Here is a 23,507-nt window from a genome sequence, read left to right as displayed (position 1 = left end):
TCGTTTTCATACGAGGAACCCCGGCCTTCCCCTCCTGCCTGCCAGGGATCCCGATAGAGTTTCTTTTCACCAGTGCACGCCCCGCAGATATATCACCATATCCCGAGCGCGTACGCCGCCGCACCGAGGAGGGGCGCCCTGCCCCCGAGGGGACTGACCGCAATCCGCGGGAGGGGGAGGTAGCGGTCGAGATGCGGGAGGAGAGACCTGATCAGGAGGTCGCCGTGGTGCTGCGCCAGGGGACCGTCGAGCACGACCACCTCGGGCTCGTAGGCGACGACGATGTCGGAGAGGGCGCGGCCATTGACCCTGCCGAGGGCGTCCATGAAGGAGAGGGCGAGGGGGTCCCCGACCTCCGCGGCACCGAGGATGCCGGCGCTCGTCGCGGCGTCGAAGGACGGCGCCGACCCCTGCCCTTCCAGCCAGGCCCGGAAGAAACGGGGCATCCCTGTCCCCGAGGCATAGGCCTCCCAGTGGCCGGGATAGCCGCAGCCGCAGACGCAGCCGTAGGCCGCGTCCACGAAGAGGTGGCCGACCTCCCCCGCGTTCCCCGACCGCCCGAGGAGCAGGCGGCCGTTCACCACCGCACCGCCGCCGATCCCTGTCGAGAGGGTGACATAGACAAGGTTCTCGACACCCCGCCCGGCCCCCTGCCACCTCTCACCGAGGGCGCCGGCCCGGCAGTCATTGAGAAGGGCCACCGGCAGACCAAAACGCTCCTCCAGGGGTCCGCGGAGAGGCACCTCGGGGAAGGACAGGTTTGGTGACCTGACGATCACGCCCGCGGCACAGTCGAGGGGACCTGCCGAGGCGATCCCGATCGCCGCAGGTGAGGCGTCGCCGGTCACCGCCTCGACCGCGTCCGCGACCGCACGGGTGACGGCGAGCCCCGACTCCCCGACCCGCGGCGTGTCCCCGGTTTCAAGCCTGACAATAGAACCGTCATCCGCCACAAGCCCGGCCCGGTAGTGGGTGGCGCCGATATCGACGGCGACCACCGTCCTCCTCTCCATCACCCACCCGGTCGGCGCGGCGGCATATGGGCCTTGTCCTCGCCGGCAAGGGACGCCGCCTCCAGGCGGAGCACGGGCAGCAGGGCGTCCCTGTTCGCCTCCGTCACGACGACAAGGCGCACGTCCGGCCTCTCCTTCAGTCCCTCGATAAAAGAGTCGCCCCTGAGGGCGACTGTCGCCACCACAGGCAGGGGGCCGTCGAGAAGGGAGGTCACCATCTCCCTGAAACGAGGGGAGAGGCACTCCATCTTCCCGATCTCGTCGACGACGACGAGGCGCACCCCCGCCCCGGAAAAGGGCGCGGCGGCAAGGAAGGCCTCGAACATGGCGACGTCCACGCCGTACCTCCCCACCCTGTGCCGGCCCCTGATCCCGGTATGCGCAAGCAGGGCCCGCCTGCCGTCGAAGCCCACCAGTTCAAAACCTGTCCGTCTCCCCTGCTCCCTGATCTCGGCCGTGTAAAACCCGGCGACGCCGGCCATCCCCTCCGCGACGGCGCGGATGAGAGTCGTTTTCCCGGTCCCCGGCGCCCCGGTGATCAGGATGTTCCCGGCCGTCAGGACTCCTCCCCCTCCTCCTTCCTCCTGACCGTCATCTCGCACTGCGCCTCGCCCATACACCGGGCCCGGACAAAACGGAGGGTGAAGGCCGGGTTGAGGTGCTCGACCGCCGATATGGCAAAGGGGAGACACCAGGAAAAAGCGGTGTCGGCGTCGCACCCGGCCCCGGCCAGGCACCGGGTGTACGGGCATGCCTTCACCACGACCGTCGCCCTCTCCGGCGAGGTGGCGAGGATGGAGATCCTGAAGTCGGGGCCGAAGAGCACGACCGCCCCTGCCCTGAAGACCTCGCAGATCTCCTCCGCGGTCGCCGTCGGGAAGGCAAAGGTCTCCGCGATCTCCCGCACCCCGCGGCCGACCTCGTACCAGATCACCTGCTCCCTCTCATCGGGCGTGCCCTCCCCCTCACGCAGGGCCCGCGCGTACAGGGCCGGGAGGAGGGAGGCCGCCCGCGTCGCAAACCGCCATCTGGCAAGAGGTGGGATCTCCTCGATCAGGTCTTTCGGCATGATGACACCACACACTCTGGAAAAAGAGGACGCGGCCGGGATGAAAACCTTACCTCTTCGGCTCGATCGTCATCTGGCATGTCTCCCCGCCCAGGCACATCCGGCTCCCGAACGCGATCCCGTAGGCAGGGTTGAGGCTCTCGACCGCCGCGGTGCAGTAGGCCCTGCAGTCGGGACAGATAGTCTCCGGGGCCTCCTCCATCTCCCTCGCCCGCGAGAGGTACGGGCAGGACGTCGTGACCACGCGGGCGCAGTCTCGGCCCTGTGCGACCTGCACCTCCCCCTTCAGTTCGGGCCCGAGCACCGCGGTCGAGAGAGTGCTGAAGGCCCGGGTCACGTCCTCCGCGTTCTTCAGGGGCATGTTGAAGGCGCGGGCCAGCGCCCCCTGCGTCTTTCCGGCCTCCGTCCAGATCGCCCCCGAGATCTCGCCGAGTTCGCCCCCATGCCTCTCGCGGTACACCTTTGCGTACGCCAGGGGGAGAGCACTCGCCCCCCGTGTCGCCAGACTCCACCGCACCTCGGCAGGGATGTCATTGATCTCCACCATCTTTTCTCTCCTCCCGGCACCATCCGGTGCCGGGCAGGAATATACAGGCACGCATATAAAAAGTGTCCGCGAAGAGAGATCCGAAGACCATGGCAGAGAAGAGAGAGATCAGGGGCGTCCTCCTCGACATCGACGGCGTCCTCTATGTCGGCGGGCAGGCGGTTGCAGGGGGGAGGGAGGCAGTCGCATGGCTCAGGGACAACGGCATCCCCTTCAGGTGCGTCTCGAACACGACAAGCAGGTCGCGCCGCTCGATCGCGGAAAAGTTACAGGGCTATGGCTACGAGATCGACGAAAGCCTCGTCTTCAACCCGCCGGTCGCCGCGATCCATCATATTGCAGGAAAAAGGACTTTCCTCCTCACGCGGGGCAGTGTCAGGGAGGACTTCGAGGCGGCAGGCATACCCATCGTCGAGGACGGCGCGGAGGCCGTCGTCGTCGGCGACGCGGGAGACGGGTTCTCCTATGCCGCGATGAACCGGACCTTCAGGATGGTCCTTGACGGCGCCGCGATCGTCGCCCTCGAAAAGGACAGGTACTGGATGGGCGACGACGGCCTGATGCTCTCCGCAGGCCCCTTCGTCGCCGCCCTCGAATATGCCACAGGGAAGACGGCGACGGTCGTCGGAAAACCCTCGGCCGCATTCTTCTCCCTCGTCCTCGCCGACATGGGAGTGTCCCCTGCACAGGCGCTGATGGTCGGCGACGACATCAGGACCGACATCGGCGGGGCGCAAGGAGCAGGGATGAAGACAGCCCTCGTCATGACAGGAAAGTTCAGAAAAGATATTTTTGACACCTCGCCGTACAGGCCCGACCACCTCCTCGATTCTGTCGCCGACCTCCCGGCGGCCATCGAAGCAACGTATATATAGAGGTAACTGCGACTCTCGCCGGGACGGCGGGGGAAGGAGAGAATGAGCGAACAGATACGCAGGGCATTCTTCATCGGGATCACGATATTGTGCGCATGCATCATCGTGGCATCAGGAGTCATACCGTTCCTGAGGCCCGCGGCAATCTATCCGTCCATCACACCGGCCTCGGAGACCGACGAAACCGGAGACTCGGAGTTTCTTTTCTCCTTCGAGGATGGCACCTACCGCCTCTGCATGCCTGTGGACATGGCCGTCTACAGCGGCGCCCGGGGGGGATCGAAGAACGCCATTCTCTACGAAAACCTCTCCGACGACGTCTGGATGACAGGGTATTACCGCGCCTTCATCGACGACCCCCACCAGGAGGCCCTGTACGGCAAACTCCTCTACGCCTTCTCTGACCTCAGGGACAAAAAAGCCCTCGACTCGGACCGTTATGTCGAACTGGTCACCGCCTTCGTGCAGGCGATCCCGTACGAACACCACCCGAACGGCACGCCCCCGAAGTTTCCGGTCGAGACCGTCGCCGAAGGCACCGGGGACTGCGACGACAAGAGCCTCCTCCTTGCCGCCCTCCTCTCGCAGGCAGGATATGACGTCGCCCTCCTCAACTTCGTGAACGACTCCCACATGGCCGCCGGCATCGCAGGCGACCACAACACCTTCGGGTCGACCGGCTACATCTACATCGAGACGACAGAGATCGGGTTCGTCGGATCTGTCCCCGAAGTCCTTGCAAACGGTGCAAGGCTTTCCGAAGAACCGCTGGTCATCGGCATCGGCAACGGCACGGCGAGGTACACGAGCGGCGACGAGACCGCGTATATCGAGATGCGGGAAAGGGAGGCAGAGGAGATCACTGCACGTCTCGGCATGACCCTCGATCAAGAGATGACGGCGTTGCGGGCCGAAGAGTTGAGGCTTATCGAGACCAGGGATCACCTGGAAGAGATGCTCGGAGGAGGGGAGACCGCAGGCTACAATGCCGGCATCCTCTCGTTCAACGACGATGCCGCAGCCTACAACGCCGCCCTGCAGGCCCACGACAGGGAGAGAAAACGGTTCGACGAGGCCCGGGAGGTCTCGGCCTATATTCTCGGCCACCGATCTGATCGGGCCGCGACCTACCGCTGGCTCCTCGACCATCCCCTGACTCAGACCACGATGCAGACAGGGGAGGGGACTGAAGCCGGCATATCCTGAGAGGACGTCTTCCTCGCCAGAAAGGCAGCCTTTGAGATCTGGTTCCTCCTCTGGACGGCCGGATAGGCCTGTGCACGCTCGGCAATCGCGGAGAAGGTTATGTCTGTCATGATCATGGGGTCGGCAGGGAGGTATTCAAAGGGGGGCCGGGCGGGGGGTGAAAGTGTCGCGCACTCCGATAACTGTTTATCCCCATTTTCTGATATACTCTGGAGGGTTATTCATGCTCAAGATTGAGAACCTGAAGGTCAGGATCGGGGACCGCGAGGTCCTGCATGGGATAGACCTCCAGATCAACGACGGGGAGACGCATGTCCTGATGGGCCCGAACGGTTCAGGCAAGAGCACCCTGCTGATGACGATCATGGGGTTTGGCAACTACCAGGTGACCGAGGGACGTATCCTCTACAATAACAGGGACATCACCCACATGCCCATTGACGAGCGTGCAAAACTCGGGATTGGCATGCTCTTCCAGCGGCCGCCGACGATCTCCGGTCTCAAGCTCGGCAAACTCCTCACCGCCGTTGCGGGCGGCAAGACCGGCGACATCCCGGGGTACGCCAGGTCTGTGAACATGGAAGGGTTCCTCGAGCGGGACATCAACAAGGGCTTCTCCGGCGGGGAGATCAAGCGGAGCGAGGTGCTCCAGCTGATGGTCCAGAGGCCCGACTTCGTCATGGCCGACGAGCCGGAAAGTGGCGTCGACCTGGAGAACATCTCCCTGATGGGCAACTCCATCGCCCGGCTCCTCCAGAAAGACCTGCACATCGTGAACCGTCAGAAGAGCGGGCTTATCATCACCCACACCGGCCACATACTCAACTATATCGAGGCCGACTTCGGCCATGTGATGATCGACGGGCTGATCCGGTGCCACGGCAACCCCCGCGAGATCCTCAACGTGATCAAGGAGAAAGGATACAAGGAGTGCCTCGCATGCCAGCAGATATGAACGAGTTCTATACCCTCCCGGAGACCGAACAGGAGCGCCTCACCCAGACCGGCCTCGACGTCGGCATGGAGAACAGGTGCGGGAGTTTCTTCCAGATGGACCAGAAGATCCTCCAGACAACCTGCTCGGCCCAGGGCGTCGAAGTCCTCTCCCTTCAGGAGGCCCTGGAGAAATACGACTGGATGGCCGACAGGTACTGGAACGCCGTCAAAAAGGACAAGGACAAGTACACGAAGTTCGTCGCGAAGCAGGAGCAGCCGCGGGGCGTCGTCGTCATCGCCCACAAGGGCACACGCGCCGTCTTCCCGGTGCAGGCCTGCCTGTACCTCTCCGCGGCGCCTGTCCAGACAGTGCACAATATCATGATCGCCGAGGAAGGGGCCGAACTCCATGTCATCTCCGGGTGCGCCAGCGCCGAAGGGGCAAAGAGGGGCTCGCACCTCGGTGTCACCGAGTTCTATGTCGGCAAGAACGCCCACCTCACCTCGACGATGATCCACAACTGGAACCCGCACATCTCGGTCTATCCGCGGAGCGCTGCGATCGTCGAGGAGAACGGCGTCTTCATCTCCAACTACGTCTGCATGCACCCTGTCTCCCGCGTCCAGATGTACCCTGAGGCGACCCTTGCCGAAAACGCCACGGCACGTTTCTCCTCCATCGTCGTCGCCCACCCGGGTGCTCACCTGGACCTCGGCTCCCGCGCGGTCCTCCAGGGGAAGGGGAGCAGTGCCGAACTCGTGACCCGCGCCATCACCAGGGGCGGGACCATCATCTCCCGCGGCCATGTCATTGGCGCCACAGAGGGGACAAAGGGGCATATCGAGTGCCGGGGCCTCATTCTCACCGACGGCACGATCCACGCGATCCCCGAGATCGACGGCAGGGTTACCGGCACCGAACTCTCCCACGAGGCGGCTGTCGGCAAGATCGCACAGGACGAGATCGAGTACCTGATGGCCCGCGGCCTCTCCGAGGAGGAGGCGACATCGACGATCATCCGCGGCTTCCTTGACGTGAAGATCGAGGGCCTGCCGCCGGTGCTCCAGAAACAGATCGACGCGGCGATCGACGCCTCAGAAGCAGGCTACTGAGAGACAGAGATGGAGAGGGACTATACGGAGGAGCGCCGCCGCATGGTGGACCAGCAGATCCGGGCGCGGGGTGTCAGGAGCACCCGGGTCGCCGCCGCGATGCTCGATGTCCCCCGCCACCTGTTTGTCCCGCCCGGACTGCGGGGCTCGGCCTATGGCGACCATCCCCTCCCCATCGGGAGCGGGCAGACGATCTCCCAGCCCTACATCGTCGCCGTGATGACAGAACTCCTGGCGGTGGAATCCGGCGACCGCATCCTTGAGATAGGGGCAGGGAGCGGCTATCAGGCGGCGATCCTGGGCCGTCTTGCCGCGGAGGTCTGGACGGTCGAGCGCCTGCCAGAACTTGCCGACCTGGCGGAGAGGAACCTCGCCGGTGTCGGGGCGGAGAACATCCATGTCGTCACCGCGGACGGCACCCTGGGCCTGCCCGAGCACGCCCCGTACGACGGGATCATCGTGACCGCGGCGACCCCATCCGTCCCGCAGCCCCTCTTCGACCAGCTCGCCGACGGCGGGAGGCTTGTCGCACCGGTCGGCAGCCGGGGACTCCAGTACCTGATGTGCTACACCCGCCGCGGTGACGATATCGTCCCGGCCTCGTGGGGGGCGGTCTGCTTCGTCCCCCTGATAGGGGAGCATGGCTGGGAGGAGTGAGGGCCGTGTTCTACGACATCACGCGTGAGCTCTCCGAAGAGATCCTCGCCTTTCCCGGCGGCGACCCGAAGCCGTCGTTCACGAGAGAGGAGCATGAGGACTATGTCATCACCCTTCTCTCCCTCTGCACCCACACCGGCACCCATATCGACGCCCCTTCCCACTACCTGAAGGATGAGGGAGGGACGGTCGACGCCATCCCCCTCGAAAGGCTCGTCGGGAGGTGCCGGGTCGTCGACCTCGGGACCCGAACCGCGATCACGCGGGAGGACCTCGAAGGGCGGATCGGCGATGCAAAAAAAGTTCTCCTGAAGACATGGTTCTCCGAAAAAACCGCGTTCGATCCGGGTTACCCGCACCTGACCGCGGACGCCGCGGCCTTCCTCGCGGACGCCGAGGTCGCCTGCATCGGCATCGACTCCCCCTCCATCGAGGCCTTCGACGGCGACGGCACCGTCCACCGCACCCTCCTCGGGGAGGGCATCGCGGTCATCGAACTCCTCGACCTCTCCGGCATCGTCGAAGGGGACTATTATATGATCGCCCTCCCTCTCCGTCTCAAAGGGCTCGACGGGGCACCGGCGAGGGTGATCCTCTCGGACAGGCCCATATCCTGAGGTGACCATGAACCTGATTGCAACTGCCGTACAGCGGCTCGAAGAAATTATGAAAGACGGGGGCTGCGAGGAGGGGACCGTCTCGCTCGCGCAGAACCCGAAACTCCCCCTCTGCCCGTACCCGCAGGGGGTCTGCACCGAGGCGTGCTTCGGCGATCGACGCGGCCATGTGGTCACCGCCGACCCGATCCAGGCCTGCACGAAGGTCTCGTTCATGTTCGGCGCTCCGCTCAAAAGCCCGGTGGAAAGGACGGCGGCCTGCGCGATCATCAATGCCGTCACCGGATTTTTCTGCATCAACAGGAAGATGAACGCCTGCGACGAGGCGCATCATGCCCCCTGCCTCAGGGATCTCATGGCAGAGGTCGCGGGAAAGAGGGTCGCCGTCGTCGGCGAGGCAAAGGGCCTCCCTGACGCCCTTGGCACGGCCCTCGTGCCAGACCCGGCCGACGCCGACGTTCTCCTCGTCACCGGCCCCGGCCTCGTCTCCGACGACGGACTCGCCGCAATCGAGGCCGCCCTCGGCACAAAGAGGGTGATCTTCCTCGGCCCCTCCACCGCGGGCGTCGCCCTGCTCCAGAAGATCGAGCACTGGTGCCCGTACGGGCATTGAAAGGATCGACCCTCCTTTTTTTTATCCACACGCGAGAAGAAGACTTTCAGAACGGGCAATATCCAATTTTTCGGCTCTGGAGAAACTCTCTCGGGCCGATGTCGCCCCCGGTTTCCATGACGAGTGGTGTGGATCAAATGCCTTCCTCACAATCTAAACGGGGGACTACGCCCCCGGACCCCCGCTCAGGATTGGACTTCGAATGGTAAACTCTACATTTTGAAGAGGAGACTGCCCTCCACCCCCATCCCAATGGCAGGGGGACCGGGGGGCGGCAGCCCCCCGGCAGAGGCACTCCGAAACAGGATTTCTACAGAGCCCAGGAAAGATAATTCTACAGAATTTGAAACTGAAGATGTCCTTTCCAGGCAGATCTTTGAGGTGCTACAGACCAAAGACCTTCGAAGGCGGCGAATGAGATCTCGGCAAAGAGCACACGCACACCATATCGCCCGACCAGAGACCTCTGCCCCCTGACCGACATCTCCGGGGCGGCTGCACAAATCGCGATTATAATAATCCTGATACCTTGAAAAGATCCCCGCGGCCCAATCCCCAAACCTCATATCCTGTGAGGGTGCAGACGTACTCATGCTTTTCGGCTCTTCAGGGATCAGAAGAGAATATTCCGGAGGATTCGCCGACCTGGCCATCCGTGTCGGGGCTGCGGCTGCATCCCGCGGCGGGAATGCGGTCGTCGGCAGGGACGCCCGGACGACCGGGCAGGTCCTCGCGGACAGTGTCAGTGCCGGCCTCCTCTCGGCCGGATGCGACGTCTATAGTTGCGGCATCGCCCCCACCCCGACGGTCGCCTGTGCCGCACGTGCCCACGACCTCGGCGTGATGATCACCGCCTCGCACAACCCGGAGGAGTACAACGGGATCAAACTCCTCAACCCGGACGGTTCCTCCTTCACCGCGGCCCAGCAGGCCGCCATGGAAGAGGCGCTCGCACAGGACCACTGGACCGGGTGGGAATCCCAGGGGCATGTCCACGCCCTCGATGCCGTCTCAATCCACAAAGACGTCATCCTCAGCACCCTCACCCTCCCCGAAGGACTCGATGTCGTCGTGGACTGCGGGAACGGTGCCGGGAGCATGATCACCCCATCCCTCCTTGCCGACGGGGGCGTGCGCCCCCTCGCCCTCAATGCCAACCCGAACGGCCGCTTTGTCAGGCCCTCCGAACCCCTGGAAGCGAACCTCCCGTACATGCCCGCCATGGTGCGGAAGGCAAACGCCGCCTGCGGGATCGTCCACGACGGAGACGCCGATCGGATGATGGCCTTCGACGGGAAGGGCCGGTACATCGGCGGCGACCACCTGCTGATGCTCTTTGCGAAATACCTCGGCGCACGCCGCGTCGTCACGACCGCAGACGCCTCGATGGCGATCGAGGAGGTCGCGGAGGTGAGACGAACACCAGTCGGTGACACCTACGTCTCCGAGGAACTCCTCCGCTGGGGAGACTTCGGCGGAGAACCATCAGGGGCATGGATCTTCCCGAAAAATTCCCTCTGTCCGGACGGCATCTATGCCGCCGCCCTCCTCTGCGAGATCGCCGGGGAATGGGACATCGCCAACGAAGTGGCACTGATGCCCACCTACCCGATCCTCAGGGACTCCATACGCCTTGAGAATGCCCGAGACCTGATGGGCGCACTCGGCGCCGCCGTCCCGACAGACGGCATCAGGATCGAGGAGGAGGACGGCTGGTGCCTGATCCGTGCAAGCGGGACAGAGCCGAAGATCCGCTTCACCGCCGAGGGGAAGGACGCCGCCGCCGCACAGAAGATGATGGAGCAGGGGAAGGCGCGTGTATCCGCGGCCCGCCACGGGAGTGATGTTGCATGAAGTGCGTCATCCTTGCCGCGGGCGAGGGAAAGAGGATGCGCCCCCTCACCGCGGAGAGACCGAAGGTGATGCTCCCCATCGCCAACAGGCCGATGCTCGAACACCTGATCGCCGCCGTGCGGGACGCCGGGATCACCGAGATCATTCTTGTCGTCGGCTACGGCGAGAGAGAGGTGCGGGAGTGGTTCGGCGACGGCGAACGCCTCGGCGTCTCCATCAGGTACGTGCCGCAGCGCCACCAGCTCGGCACGGCCGACGCCCTCCGGTCCACAAAAGGGCTCGTGACCGGGAGGTTCCTGATGCTCAACGGCGACATGATCGTGGAGACCCGCGACCTTGCCGCCCTCTGCCGGATGGACGCCCCAGTCATGGGAGTCTATGAATCAGACCACCCCCAGGACTACGGCGTCGTCACCACGGCCGGCGACCGCATCACCGGCCTTGAAGAGAAATCGCCGAACCCGAAGAGCCGGACCATCAACGCGGGAGTGTACCTCTTCGACGCCGGGATCTACGACCTCCTCGAAGAGGTCTCCCTCTCGGGCCGCGGCGAGTACGAACTGACCGACGCCCTCGCCGAGTACATCAAAGAGGGACGACTGCAGGCATACCGCCTGGCGACCTGGATGGACGTCGGGTCACCCTGGGACCTCCTCGACGCCAGCGCCACCCTCCTTGCCGGGATGAAACCGACCTCGGAAGGGGAGATCGAGAACGGCGTCGTCATCCACGGGAAACTCGTCCTCGGAAAGGGATCGGTCGTCAAGGCCGGCACATACATCGAAGGGGACTGCATCATCGGGGAGGGGTGCACCATCGGCCCCCACGCCTATCTCCGGGGCTCGACCGCGATCGGCGACCGCTGCCACATCGGCCACGCCGTCGAGATCAAAAACTCGATCATCTTCCCTGAAACCAAAGTCCCGCACTTCAACTATATCGGCGACTCGGTCATCGGGAGCGGCTGCAACTTCGGCGCCGGCACCAAGATTGCGAACCTCCGGCACGACCACGGCATCGTCACGGCCAGCGGCAGGTCGACGGGCAGAAAGAAGTTCGGGGCGATCGTCGGCGACCATGTCCTCTTCGGGATCAACTGCTCTGTGAACGTGGGGAGCGTCATCGGGAGTTACTCCCTCATCGGCCCCCACTGTCTCGTCGAAGGGACCGTTGCCGAGAGGACCATCATCAGGTAGGTGAAGAGAGATGCAGGCAGTCATTCTCGCAGCAGGCGAAGGAAAAAGGCTCAGGCCCCTCACCCACACGATGCCCAAGGCGATGGTGCCGGTGGCGAACAGGCCGATCCTGGAGCACATCATCAGGGCCCTGGAGAAGAACGGGATCAGGGAGATCATCGTCGTCGTCGGGTACAAGAAGGAGCACGTGATCCGCCATCTCAACACACTCGACATCCCGGTCAGGGTCGTCGTGCAGGAGAGACAACTTGGCACCGCCCATGCCCTGGCATGCGCCGCACCCCTGATCACCGGCGACTTCCTCCTCCTCCCTGGCGACAACTATGTCGACACCGCCTCCATCGCCAGGATCATGCGGGAGAAGAACGCGGTGCTCACCTGGGAGCACCCCCACCCGTCGAACTTCGGTGTCCTGGTCATCAGGGACGGTCTGGTGAGAGAGGTGATCGAAAAACCCCAGGACGCCCCGGGATTCACCGTCTCGACAGGCATCTTCTCTCTTGACCCGTCCTTCCTCCAGTACCTCGATGAGACGGAGATCCCCGATGCCGTCAACAGGATGATCCGGGCAGGCACGCCCCTGAAGGCCGTCGCCGCCGCCGACTGGCAGGACGCGGTCTATCCCTGGGACCTTCTCAAACTGAACGCCGCCCTGCTCCGGGACGTCAGGCCGGAGCGGGCAGGCAGGAGCGGGCCCGGCGTCGTGATCCGGGGCCGGGTCTCGATCGGGAAAGGGACGACCATCGGCCCGAACACCACCATCCTCGGACCTGCGATCATCGGGGACGACTGCGACATCGGCGCAAACTGTGTCATCACGTCCGAGACGAGCGTCGGCGCCAGGGCACGGGTCGAACCCTTCACCATGATCGGCCAGTCTGTCCTCCTCGACGACGTGAGCATCGGGTCCCATTCCCGGATCGTCGAGGCGGTCGTCGGGACAGGGTCGCACCTCGGCGACCACGCCACCACCTTCCCCACAAAGACGATCTTCTCGATAGAAAGGGAGATGATCGGGGCGAAATTCGGGGCGATCATCGGCGACCACATCTGTTCGGCACCGTTCTGTATCTTCAGGAACTGCATCGTCGGGAACGATGTGGTCATCGATGACGGGAAAACCATTTACGGGGAAGTCCCCGACGGTGCAAAACTATTATAGGATCACAGGAGATTAGCAGAGTTAGCCGGATTCGTGAAGACCATGTGCGGGATAGTAGGATATATCGGCTGGAGGGACGCGGCGCCCCTGATCATCGAGGGCCTCAAGCGCCTGGAGTACCGGGGCTATGACTCCTTCGGTGTCGCAACAGAGAACGGGGACATCAGGGTCGTCAAAAGGAACGGGAGGATCTCGGATAACCACCTCGACCTCTCGGCGCTCAGCGGGACCATCGGCATCGGCCACACCCGGTGGGCGACGCACGGCGTCCCAAACGAGCAGAACGCTCACCCCCACACCGACTGCACGGGCGCGATCGCCGTCGTCCACAACGGCATCATCGAGAACTACGCGCTGCTGAGGAGAAAACTCACCGAGAAAGGCCACCACTTCAGGAGTGAGACCGACACCGAGGTGATCGCACACCTGATCGAGGAGTACTACACAGGCGACCTCCTCGCCGCGGTCACCGAGACCGTCCGTCACCTCGAAGGGTCCTATGCGATCCTGGCCCTCGCAAAGAATGACCCGAGAATCATCGCCGCCCGCAGAAGCAGCCCCCTCGTCCTCGGCATCGGCGACGGCGAGATGCTCTGCGCCTCAGACATCACCCCCCTCCTCGACCACACAGAGAGGGCCGTCTACCTGGAGGACGGAGACATCGCCGCCCTCACGCCTGCACGGATCGACGTCTATCATGACGGGATGCCTGTCGAGAGGCATGTCGACCACATCACCTGGAGCGTGGACGACGCGAAGAAAGGGGGGTTCCCCCATTACATGCTCAAGGAGATCTACGAACAGCCCCAGGCCTTCTATAACACCATCAAGGGCCTCGAAGGGGACAGCCGCCTTGCCATGGTCAGGGTCGCACCCGAACTGACAGTGGCGGCCTGCGGGACGTCATACCACACCGCCCTCATCTTCCGCTATCTTGCCGAGGACTACGGAAAGAAGAGGGTCAACGTCGAACTCGCCTCCGAGTTCAAGTATTATGCCCCGCCCATCCGCGAACTCGTCATCGCCGTCTCCCAGTCCGGAGAGACCGCGGACACCCTTGCGGCGATCGACCAGGCAAAGGCCCACAACTGCCCGGCCCTCGCCATCACGAACATTCTCGGGAGTTCGATCACCAGAAAGGCGGACTGGACCCTCTTCATGTGCGCCGGCCCCGAGATCAGCGTCGCCGCCACCAAGTCGTTCACCGCGCAACTCGCGGTCTTCATGGCGATGGTGAACGCGATGTGCGACAGGGAGTTCGACGACGTCCTCGCCCATGCCAACTGCTCTATCGAGCGTGTGCTCTCCTGCACCCTCGGAAAAGCGGTCGCATTAATATCTGAGGCGCAGGAGATGTTCTATGTCGGGCGGGGCGTCTTCTACCCGGTCGCCCTCGAAGGGGCGCTGAAGATGAAGGAGATCTCGTACATCCATGCCGAGGGTTATGCCGCAGGCGAACTCAAGCACGGGCCTTTCGCGCTGCTCTCTCCGGAAACGCCGGTCGTCGCCATCTGCATGCCGGGCAGGACCTACGGCGTGATGCTCTCCAACGTCAAGGAGATGAAGGCAAGGGGGGCCCCGATCATCGGCGTCGGCGTCGAAGGGGACACCGAGGTGGAACAGGTCGTCGACGTCTTCATCCCGGTGCCCAACGACCACCAGATGGTCCAGGTGCTCACCGTCTCGGTCGTCCTCCAGCTCCTCGCATACCACACCGCATGTGCTTTAAACAGGGACATCGACAAACCAAGAAATCTGGCAAAGAGTGTGACCGTCGAATGATAGAATATGGCATAAACAGACTGGGAGAGGGCGCACGCGTCTTCGAGCCGGTGACTCTCGGTTTTCCGTCACGGGACAGGCTTGACCAGGAGGGGTATCCCGGCACCGTCATCGGGAAGAACGCCGTCCTCAGGTCGGGGACGATCATCTACTGCGACGTCGAGATCGGGGACGAGTTCTCGAGCGGGCATAACGTGCTGATCAGAGAGAGGACAAAGATCGGGGACCATGTCGCCGTCGGCACGTCGGCCGTGATCGAGGGGGACTGTGTTCTGGGGAGCCATGTATCCCTCCAGAGCATGGTCTATATTCCGACAAACACGATGATCGGGAACAATGTCTTCATCGGCCCGAACGCGGTGCTGACGAACGACCGGTACCCGCCGCGGGGCAGGCCGCCCCTGCAGGGGCCGATGGTCAGGGACGGCGTCTCGATCGGGGCCGGCGCTGTGATCCTCCCGGGGATCACGATCGGCGAGGGGGCGCTCGTCGCCGCGGGCGCGGTCGTCACCCATGACGTCCCGGCCAGGATGATGGCGATCGGGGCGCCGGCACGCTTTGTCGACCTTCCTGCGGGGATGCGCGACTGATATGACGATCCCGATCGCACGCCCCCTTCTCGGGGCTGAGGAAGCGGACGCCGTGACGGCGGTCCTTGCATCAGGCATGATCGCACAGGGCGGCCGCACGGCTATGTTCGAAGAACAGTTCGCCAGATATTGCGGGGCCAGACATGGCGTCGCCGTCAACTCGGGCACGGCCGCCCTCCATGCCGCCCTGCTCGCGGCAGGCGTCGGCCCGGGCGACGAGGTGATCGTCCCGGCCTTCACCTTCTTTGCGACTGCGTCCTCGGTCGCTATGTGCGGCGCGACGCCGGTCTTCGCCGACGTCGACCCCGCACTCTTCACCATCGATCCGGCCTCCGTTGAGAATCTCGTCACCCCGCGGACAAAGGCCGTGATCGGCGTCCACCTGTACGGCCAGCCCTGCGACGTCGGGGCTATCCGGGAGATCTGCGACGACCGCCACCTCGTCTTCATCGAGGACGCCGCCCAGGCCCATGGCGCCGAATACCGTGGACAGAGGGCCGGGTCGCTCGGCGACCTCGCCTGTTTCTCCTTCTATGCGACGAAGAACATGGCGACAGGCGAGGGCGGCATGGTCACGACATCCTCGGACGATTACGACGCACGCCTCCGCCGGGTCATCAACCACGGCCAGTCAGACAAGTACCTCCACACCGAACTCGGCTACAACTACCGTCTCACCGACATCGCCGCCGCGATCGGCCTCGTGCAACTCTCGAAACTCGACGACTTCAACAGGCGCCGGCAGGAGACCGCCGCATACTATGACAGCCACATCCGCGCACCCGGCATCCTCACACCGCCGGTGGCGGCGGGCATGACCCATGTCTACCACCAGTACGTGATGCGGGTGACCGAAGAGGCGGCCCTCTCACGGGACGCGTTCATGGCCCGTCTCCGGGAGAAGGGAATAGGGACGGCAGTCCACTACCCTGTCCCGCTCAACCGCCAGCCCGTCTTTGCAGGCCTGAATGCCTCCTGCCCGGTCGCCGAGTCGCTTGCAGCATCCGTCTTCTCCATCCCCGTCCACCCGGCCGTGACCGACGAGGAGAGGGCGTACATCTGCGATGCGATCAACGAGGTGATCTAGATGGACGCAGGCGTCATCGGCACCGGCACGATGGGCAGGAACCATGTGCGGGTCTACACCGAGTTGAAAGAGGTCGGCACGACCTATGTCTACGACCTCGATGCGGCGGCCGCAGAGAGAGTCGCAGCCGCGAACGACGCCGAGGTCTGCCACTCGATGGACGAACTCCTGCGGAAGGCCGAGTGCATCTCGGTCTGCGTCCCGACGCCGTACCACTTCTCGACGGCAGGACAGGTCATCGGAGCCGGGGTGCACACCCTCATCGAGAAGCCGATCTGCCTCACCGCCGAGGAGGGGAAGCAGCTCCTCGGCCTGATCCCTGACGACATCACCGTCGGCGTCGGCCACATCGAACGCTTCAACCCGGTCGTCGACGAGGTGAAAAGGCTCATCAAAGATCCCCTCTATGTCCAGATCTCACGGCACAACCCGGCATCGGCACGGGTGACCGGTTCCTCTGTCGTCGAGGACCTGATGATCCACGACATCGACATCGTCTTCCACGCCCTCTTCAACGGGCCGTACACCCTCAAAAGCAGCGGCACCGCCGATATCGCGGGGGCGCTCCTCACCTTCGGGACGACACCGGTCTATCTCTCCGCAAGCAGGAAGTCCTCCAAGAAGGTCAGGACGATCTATGTCGAGGAGGAAGACCTGACGATCGAGGGCGACTTCATGACCCAGGAGGTCTACGTCTACCGGAAACCCGGCGCATACGGCCAGGAAAACGGGCTGTACCGTCAGGAGAACATCATCGAGAAGGTGCTCGTGAACAAGGTCGAGCCCCTGAAGATCGAACTCCAGACTTTTGTCAGGGCGGCACGCGACGGCACGCCCTTCCCGGTATCGCCGGCAGAGGGGCTTGAAAACCTCAGGATCTGCGAGGAGATCAGGGGCAGCCTCTCCATCTGATCCCTTTTTCCTCGACCGCTGGCTACTTTATCCCTGCACGCCCATATTCATTCAGGTTCCGGGATCACCATGAAAGACAGACTCTCATCGATCATAGCACGGAAAGGCCCGATCCGGCGGATCGGCGTCATCGGCATGGGCTATGTGGGCATCCCCGCGGCGGTGCTCTTCGCCGATGCCCCGGCATTCGAACATGTCTACGGTTTCCAGAGAGACTCCCCCTCGTCTGGCTATAAAATAGAGATGCTGAATCGGGGCGAGTCGCCCCTCAAGGGCGAGGAGCCCGGGCTTGAAGACCTCCTCCAGAAGGTCGTCTCAGCCGGTACGTTCGAGTGCACCCCCGACTTTTCGAAGATCGCCGAGTGCGACGCGGTGACGCTCGCGATCCAGACGCCCTTCAAGGACAAGAAAGACCTCCTCCCCGACTTCACTCCCCTGATCGCCGGGATCAGGAATGTCGGGAAATACCTCACCCCCGGCACGCTCGTCGTGCTCGAATCGACGATCACGCCGGGGACGACTGCAGGAATGGCCCGCGAGATCCTGGAAGAGGAGTCAGGCCTCGTCGCAGGCGAGGACTTCGCCCTCGCCCACGCACCCGAGAGGGTGATGGTCGGAAGATTGCTCAAGAATATCCGCGAGCACGACAGGATCGTCGGCGGCATCGACGACGTGAGCACGAAACGGGCCGTCGAACTCTACTCGCCCGTCCTCACCCTCGGCCATGTCATCCCGATGACCGCCACCGCGGCCGAGGTGACAAAGACCGCGGAGAACACCTTCCGCGACCTCCAGATCGCCGCAGTCAACCAGCTCGCCCTGTACTGCGAGGCTATGGGCATCAATGTCTATGATGTGCGGGCCGGCGTCGCCTCCCTCAAGGGCGAGGGGATCACCCGCGCCATCCTCTGGCCGGGCGCAGGCGTCGGCGGCCACTGCCTCACCAAAGACACCTACCACCTGGAGAGGGGCGTGCAGCAACTCGGGCCGGACGCCCTCGACTTCCCGGACGGCAGGGAGTCGCTGTACACCCTCGCCCGCGGCATCAACGACTTCATGCCCGAGCACATGCTCCATCTTACAGAGTCGGCGCTCGCACAGGCAGGAAAGACCCTGAAAGGCGCGAAGATCGCCCTTCTCGGCTGGGCCTTCATCAACGACTCGGACGACGCACGGAACACCCCGGCAGAACCCTACTACGAGGCGGCGAAGGCCGCGGGTGCGGAGGTCCGCGTCCACGATACATGGGTCGACCCGGAGACGGCGCCCGACGTGCCGCCGGGATTGTCGAAGGATCTCGACGCCGTGCTCAAGAGTGCCGATGCGGTCGCCATCTTTGCCGGACACAAGGAGTACAGGAGACTCGTGCCGGCAGAAGTGAAGGCGCTCTGCGCCTGCCCCCACCCGGCGGTCGTCGACGGCAGGAATGTCGCCGACCCGGACGCCTGGATCGACGCGGGTTTCACGTACCGCGGCATCGGCAGAGGCGACAAAAACGGCCACACATTCACGGAGTGAGGTGAGGTCATGAAGATCCTCCTCGTCTCAACGCAGGACTACATCCACCACCCCGTCCCCTCCCGCCACCACTACATCTTCGAGGAACTGGCAAAAAGGCACGAGGTGCATGTTCCCCACTTTCACGTGAGCGATGGAATGAACGGCAAGGAGAGAGAGACACGCCTCCAGGTCCATGAGGCAACGATGTTCCCCCTCAAAAGTCCGCTCCTCCACTACACCCTCAACGCCCCCTGCCATCACCATGTCATCTCGCAGATCGTGAGGGACGAAGGGATCGACCTCGTCGTCGTCGGGCACATCCTTGCCGGCACCGCCGCGATCAGGGCGGCAGAGAAAGAAGGGATTCCAGTCGTCTTCGACCTCAAGGACTGGCTCCCCGACTCTGCGGCGGCATATTACCATAACCCCGTCCTCAAAAACACCATATACAAAACGGTCTGGGCCATTACCAGGTACAATCTCGACCACAGCAGCGAGATCACGACGGTCTCCCCCTCCCTCGTCGACCGCCTGAAAGGATTCGGGTACGATTCCCGTTTGATCACGAACGGCGTGAACACCGACTACTTCAAACCCCTCGACGGCCTCCCGTACAGGAAGAAACTCGGCATCGACGAGAGTACTTTTGTCATCGGGTTCTCCGGGAGTATCGAGCGGTTTTTCGCACTTGATCAGGTGCTGAAGTCATTCAAAAAGGTGCTGCAATTCCACGAGGACACGAAACTGCTGATCGTCGGTGGGTCGCTCTTCACGCACTATGATCAGGAGATCAGATCCCTTGCCGACGAGCTGGGCCTGAAGGACCGCGTCATCTTCACCGGCACCGTTCCCTACCCCGAGATGCCGCACTATGTCGCCTGCATGGACGTCTGCCTCATCCCCTTCTCCTCGGCGACCTGGGATAACATCGCCCTTCCCAACAAGTTTTTCGAGTACTCGGCATGCGGAAAACCCATCCTCTCCACACCTGTCCCCGATGTCATGAAGATCGCAAAAGAGAATTACCAGGTGTACAGATCAGAGGAAGAGTTTCTGGAAAAGGTCAAAGATCTGATCAGAGAACCCCGGAACTATGATCTGGACCTCTCGGGGTACAGCTGGAAGGTGAAGGCAGGAGAATTCGAGGAGATCTTCAACCGCCTGGTCGACGGGAACAACCGCCATATATAAGAATCTGCGGACTGCATCTCATATCAGAATTATATTTTTGCGTGAAAAAAAAGGAAGAGGATATTCATGCTCCCTACGTCTCTGACTAAGAAACAAACGTACCTTGTCCTTGGACTTATCGTCCTGTTTTCCCTGTGTGCACTCTGGATACGCCTCATCCCGATGGCGGGCCTGACTGCCGGGGGAGAGGTTGACCTCCAGGGAATCGACCCCTGGTACAACATGAGGCAGGTCGAGGCGCTCGCCGCCAACGGCCTCGCCTATCAGTGGTTCGACCCCATGACCCTGTACCCCACCGGGGATGTCGTGCACTGGGGGCCCCTCTTCCCGACGATCATCGCAGCCCTCACGATCCTTGTCGGGGCGACGACGCGGCCAGAGATCATGTTCGTCGGCGCCATCGTCCCCCCGTTGATGGGTGCCGCCATGGTCCCCCTGGTCTACCTTCTCGGGAGGAGGCTTTCTGACTGGAAGACCGGCCTCCTTGCTGCGGGCTTTACGGCTGTCGTATCGGGGCACTTCCTGTACCGATCTCTCTTCGGCTTCGTCGACCATCACATCGCGGAGGTGCTCTTCTCGACGCTCTTCGTGCTTGCATATATCGTCGCCATCCAGGCAGTGCGGGGGGGGAAGGTCGACCTGTACTCCCTTGAAAGCCTGAAAAAGCCAGCCATCCTCGGTATTCTCGCCGGCATTGCCTACCTCCTCGGCCTCTTTGTCATGCCGACGATGATCCTGCTTGCGATGATCGTCGCCGTCTACACGCTCTTCCAGTACCTCATCGACACATGGGAGAAGAAGGAGACCTGGAACCTCGCCGTCATCAACACCGTGGTCTTTGCCGTCGCGATCATCGGGCTCTTCCTCTTCGGCTTCCCACATGAAGGCCTCGGTCTCGCCCGGTACACGCCGGGGCACGTGCTCGCGTATCTCGCTATCATCGTCGGGAGCTGGTTCCTCTACGCCCTTGCACGGGTAAGTCGGGACAAACCAGCATACATCTACCCGGTACTCCTCGCCACCATCGGCATGGTTGTCGCCATTCTCCTCAAGGTCGCAGCCCCGGTCCTCTACGAGGTTCTCATCGGAAACTTCTTCGGGTTCTTCGGTCAGCCAGTCGAGATCCTCACCGTCGAAGAGGCGATGCCCTGGAGCATCGAGGCCGCCTGGTATACCTTCAATGTCGGGTTGCTCCTGATGGCCGGCGGTTTTGCTGTCCTCCTCTATGGAATATTCCAGAAACGCCGGGTCGATTACCTTTTCGTCCTGGTCTGGTCGGCGATCATCCTCCTCTCCACCTGGCAGCACAACAGGTACGAGTATTATCTTTCGGTGAACATCGCCCTCCTTGCCGGCCTTTTCGCCGGGTTCGTCCTTGAGCGCGGATGGCAGGAGGTTGCCGCACACCGTGTCTCCGAGGTCGCAGCACCTCTCGATAAAAAAACAGGGAAGAACAGGAAAGAAGAGAAAAAACCATCCGGAGGGAGCGACCCCGTAGTGCTCCTCGGCAGCGTCATCGTCGTCATTCTCTCGGTCTTCTTCGTCATTTCCTCCCTTCAGGTAGGCCTTGCCATGGCGGAGGGGTCTGCCTACGGCGGCATGCACCCGCAGTGGCGCGAGACTCTTGAATGGATGGAGAACAATACCCCTGATACAGGCGTTGACTATTACAAGAGTTATGAAAAGGACTCGTTCCAGTACCCGGCCGAGTCGTATGGCGTGATGACCTGGTGGGACTATGGCCATTTCATTACTTTCCTCGCCAAGCGCATCCCGAACTGCAATCCCTTCCAGCATGGGGTCGCCGGTCCGAACGGTTCTGCGGCATTCTTCATGGCGCAGAACGAGGATACGGCAGCTGAGATCCTGACACACGACGGGACCAGGTACGTGATCACCGACACCATGATGGACACCGGAAAGTTCTGGGCGATGGCAACCTGGTTCGACCCGAAGGCCGGGCCACAGCCCTACCAGCAGACCTGGCTTGTCCCTGCCGACCAGGACACACTCGTACAGCACAGAATCTACACCCCCGCGTACTTCCAGACGATGACCTCACGCCTCCATAACTTCGACGGCTCGATGTCCGCATCAGACCAGGTCTACTACACCGAGTACGCCGATGCCGCCGCGGCCGGTTACGGCCTGCCCGTGATGACGAACCTCTCGATCCTGGACGCGGACACTGCACAGGCGAAGGTGGAGGCCTACAACGCGAAGGCGCAGGCAGGGATGCACGCCGGGACCATCGGCCTCGAGAACAACCTTACCATAGCCGGGAGCGAGGCGCCGGCACTTCAGCACTTCAGACTCGTCCATGAGTCAAGCCAGAACTCATACTCCTCAAAGACCCCGGACATCAGATATGTCAAGGTCTTCGAGTTCGTCCCCGGCGCTCATATCAAGGGGGAGGGGACGATCGAGGTGAGCCTGACCGCAAACACGGGAAGGACCTTCACCTACAGGCAGGAGAGCATCAACGGCGAGTTCGTGGTGCCGTATTCCACCTCGGGCACGCCCTATGACGTGCGTGCGGCCGGGCCGTACCGGATCGTCGGGACCGGCCAGACCTTTGACGTGTCCGAGGACGCCGTCATGCAGAGATTAACCATTAACTGATGAAAGCGTCCGCGATCACCGGCAGGGTGTTTGCGAAACACGATATGGAGGGAGGCGCCGAGACAGGCGCCCGCCTGCGGGAGGTCCTCGAAGGCCTCCCGCCTGACATCCCTGTCCGCCCCCCTGTCGCGGCCGACCCGGCCGAGATCGAGATCGTCCATGACCCGGCCTATGTGCGGTGGATCAGGGAGATGGGCAGGGGCTGCTGTTTTCTCGATGACAATACCTATATCACCCCCTCGACCCTGGAGGTCGCTCTCACCGCCGCGGGGTCGGCCGCCGCCGCGGCTGAGCGCGCCCTCGATGGCGAGAACTGTTTTGCCCTGGTCCGCCCGCCCGGCCACCATGCCAGACCCGCACGGCAGATGGGCTTTTGCATCTTCAACAACGCCGCCTTTGCCGCGGCAAAGGCCCTCCAGGAGGTGGACCGCGTTGCGATTCTGGACTGGGACCTGCACCACGGGAACGGCACCCAGGAGATCTTTCTCGCCTCCGACCGCGTGCTCTACCTCTCTGTCCACCAGAGGGGAGGTTTTCCGGGAACCGGATGGCCTGAGGAGGTCGGCACCGGCGCAGGCAGGGGGTTCAGCCTCAACGCGCCCATCGCGCCGGGCGGCGGGATCGCGGACTATGCCTTCCTCTTTGCCGGGGTCTTTCTCCCCGCGGTCCGGGCGCACCGCCCTGACCTCTTGATCATCTCAGCCGGGCAGGACGCCCTCGCCGACGATCCGCACGGAGAGATGCGCCTGTCTCCGGACGACTACGGGCTCCTGACAAACCTCGCCCTCTCTCTTGACCTGCCTACGGCCCTCGTCCTCGAAGGCGGGTACGGCCCGTCGCACGGGAAGGCAATCGCCGCGATCTTCGCCGCTCTGCGGGGGAAGAAGTTTGAGGAGGAGACCGCACCCCCGCGGCCCGGCACGGTGGCTCTGGTCTCGCGGCTCAGAAAATTGATGATGTACTAA

Annotated in this window: 22 protein-coding genes; 18 read left to right on the top strand and 4 right to left on the bottom strand. The window is 63.1% G+C overall.

What is annotated here, in order from left to right; translation table 11 throughout:
• Window positions 1–92: 92 nt before the first annotated feature.
• The 4 genes from BP869_RS10765 to BP869_RS10750 are packed head-to-tail and all read right to left on the bottom strand — an operon-like array spanning window position 93 to window position 2,629.
• Window positions 93–1,013, bottom strand: coding sequence for an ROK family protein (locus tag BP869_RS10765; protein ID WP_342679556.1), 921 nt, complete (start codon window positions 1,011–1,013; stop codon window positions 93–95).
• Window positions 1,013–1,615 (bottom strand): nucleoside-triphosphatase, encoded by a 603-nt coding sequence (locus tag BP869_RS10760; RefSeq protein ID WP_342679554.1) that lies wholly within the window; start codon window positions 1,613–1,615, stop codon window positions 1,013–1,015. Before BP869_RS10760 ends, BP869_RS10765 begins: the two co-directional genes overlap by 1 nt.
• Window positions 1,570–2,082, bottom strand: coding sequence for a hypothetical protein (locus tag BP869_RS10755; protein ID WP_342679552.1), 513 nt, complete (start codon window positions 2,080–2,082; stop codon window positions 1,570–1,572). The genes BP869_RS10760 and BP869_RS10755 overlap by 46 nt, the downstream gene beginning before the upstream one ends.
• 49 nt (window positions 2,083–2,131) lie before the next feature.
• Window positions 2,132–2,629, bottom strand: coding sequence for a hypothetical protein (locus tag BP869_RS10750; protein WP_342679550.1), 498 nt, complete (start codon window positions 2,627–2,629; stop codon window positions 2,132–2,134).
• A gap of 89 nt (window positions 2,630–2,718) precedes the next feature.
• Here BP869_RS10750 and BP869_RS10745 point away from each other — a divergent pair, with 89 nt between their 5' ends.
• The 18 genes from BP869_RS10745 to BP869_RS10660 all read left to right on the top strand — a co-directional run bounded on the left by BP869_RS10745 (window position 2,719) and on the right by BP869_RS10660 (window position 23,507).
• Window positions 2,719–3,504: a TIGR01458 family HAD-type hydrolase gene (locus BP869_RS10745; RefSeq protein ID WP_342679548.1), complete on the top strand. Its 786-nt coding sequence runs from the start codon at window positions 2,719–2,721 to the stop codon at window positions 3,502–3,504.
• A 42-nt stretch (window positions 3,505–3,546) separates the two neighbouring features.
• Window positions 3,547–4,710 (top strand): hypothetical protein, encoded by a 1,164-nt coding sequence (locus BP869_RS10740; protein ID WP_342679546.1) that lies wholly within the window; start codon window positions 3,547–3,549, stop codon window positions 4,708–4,710.
• A gap of 223 nt (window positions 4,711–4,933) precedes the next feature.
• Window positions 4,934–5,665: an ABC transporter ATP-binding protein gene (locus tag BP869_RS10735; protein WP_342679545.1), complete on the top strand. Its 732-nt coding sequence runs from the start codon at window positions 4,934–4,936 to the stop codon at window positions 5,663–5,665.
• Window positions 5,650–6,759 (top strand): SufD family Fe-S cluster assembly protein, encoded by a 1,110-nt coding sequence (locus tag BP869_RS10730; protein WP_342679543.1) that lies wholly within the window; start codon window positions 5,650–5,652, stop codon window positions 6,757–6,759. The genes BP869_RS10735 and BP869_RS10730 overlap by 16 nt, the downstream gene beginning before the upstream one ends.
• Window positions 6,760–6,768: 9 nt before the next feature.
• Window positions 6,769–7,416 carry a protein-L-isoaspartate(D-aspartate) O-methyltransferase gene (locus BP869_RS10725; RefSeq protein WP_342679541.1) on the top strand — a complete coding sequence of 216 codons (648 nt, stop codon included), beginning with the start codon at window positions 6,769–6,771 and terminating at the stop codon, window positions 7,414–7,416.
• Window positions 7,417–7,421: 5 nt separating this feature from the next.
• Complete coding sequence (locus BP869_RS10720; RefSeq protein WP_342679539.1) at window positions 7,422–8,033, top strand: cyclase family protein; 612 nt, start codon at window positions 7,422–7,424, stop codon at window positions 8,031–8,033.
• Window positions 8,034–8,040: 7 nt separating this feature from the next.
• Complete coding sequence (locus BP869_RS10715) at window positions 8,041–8,646, top strand: hypothetical protein (protein WP_342679537.1); 606 nt, start codon at window positions 8,041–8,043, stop codon at window positions 8,644–8,646.
• 591 nt (window positions 8,647–9,237) lie between these two features.
• The gene (locus BP869_RS10710) at window positions 9,238–10,500 is read left to right on the top strand and encodes a phosphopentomutase/phosphoglucosamine mutase (protein WP_342679535.1); all 1,263 of its coding nucleotides are present in this window, start codon (window positions 9,238–9,240) and stop codon (window positions 10,498–10,500) included.
• Entirely contained in the window at window positions 10,497–11,696 is a 1,200-nt protein-coding gene (glmU, locus tag BP869_RS10705) for a bifunctional sugar-1-phosphate nucleotidylyltransferase/acetyltransferase (RefSeq protein ID WP_342679533.1), read from the top strand. Before BP869_RS10710 ends, glmU begins: the two co-directional genes overlap by 4 nt.
• Window positions 11,697–11,706: 10 nt before the next feature.
• Entirely contained in the window at window positions 11,707–12,858 is a 1,152-nt protein-coding gene (locus tag BP869_RS10700) for a sugar phosphate nucleotidyltransferase (protein WP_342679531.1), read from the top strand.
• A 42-nt stretch (window positions 12,859–12,900) separates the two neighbouring features.
• Window positions 12,901–14,640: a glutamine--fructose-6-phosphate transaminase (isomerizing) gene (gene glmS, locus BP869_RS10695; RefSeq protein WP_342679529.1), complete on the top strand. Its 1,740-nt coding sequence runs from the start codon at window positions 12,901–12,903 to the stop codon at window positions 14,638–14,640.
• A complete protein-coding gene (locus tag BP869_RS10690; protein WP_342679527.1) occupies window positions 14,637–15,230 on the top strand; it encodes an acyltransferase in 594 nt (197 codons plus the stop codon). Before glmS ends, BP869_RS10690 begins: the two co-directional genes overlap by 4 nt.
• Window position 15,231: 1 nt before the next feature.
• Window positions 15,232–16,317: a DegT/DnrJ/EryC1/StrS family aminotransferase gene (locus tag BP869_RS10685; protein ID WP_342679525.1), complete on the top strand. Its 1,086-nt coding sequence runs from the start codon at window positions 15,232–15,234 to the stop codon at window positions 16,315–16,317.
• The gene (locus tag BP869_RS10680; protein WP_342679523.1) at window positions 16,318–17,229 is read left to right on the top strand and encodes a Gfo/Idh/MocA family oxidoreductase; all 912 of its coding nucleotides are present in this window, start codon (window positions 16,318–16,320) and stop codon (window positions 17,227–17,229) included. It abuts the gene before it with no gap.
• Between the two features lie 69 nt (window positions 17,230–17,298).
• The gene (locus tag BP869_RS10675) at window positions 17,299–18,747 is read left to right on the top strand and encodes a nucleotide sugar dehydrogenase (RefSeq protein WP_342679521.1); all 1,449 of its coding nucleotides are present in this window, start codon (window positions 17,299–17,301) and stop codon (window positions 18,745–18,747) included.
• Window positions 18,748–18,756: 9 nt separating this feature from the next.
• Window positions 18,757–19,920: a glycosyltransferase gene (locus BP869_RS10670; RefSeq protein ID WP_342679519.1), complete on the top strand. Its 1,164-nt coding sequence runs from the start codon at window positions 18,757–18,759 to the stop codon at window positions 19,918–19,920.
• 66 nt (window positions 19,921–19,986) lie between these two features.
• Window positions 19,987–22,542 (top strand): oligosaccharyl transferase, archaeosortase A system-associated, encoded by a 2,556-nt coding sequence (locus tag BP869_RS10665; protein WP_342679517.1) that lies wholly within the window; start codon window positions 19,987–19,989, stop codon window positions 22,540–22,542.
• A complete protein-coding gene (locus tag BP869_RS10660) occupies window positions 22,542–23,507 on the top strand; it encodes a histone deacetylase (RefSeq protein ID WP_342679515.1) in 966 nt (321 codons plus the stop codon). The genes BP869_RS10665 and BP869_RS10660 overlap by 1 nt, the downstream gene beginning before the upstream one ends.

Origin of the sequence: Methanofollis sp. UBA420 (assembly GCF_002498315.1) — an archaeon.
GTDB lineage: Archaea > Halobacteriota > Methanomicrobia > Methanomicrobiales > Methanofollaceae > Methanofollis.
This window is presented reverse-complemented; position numbering and strand designations above follow the sequence as displayed.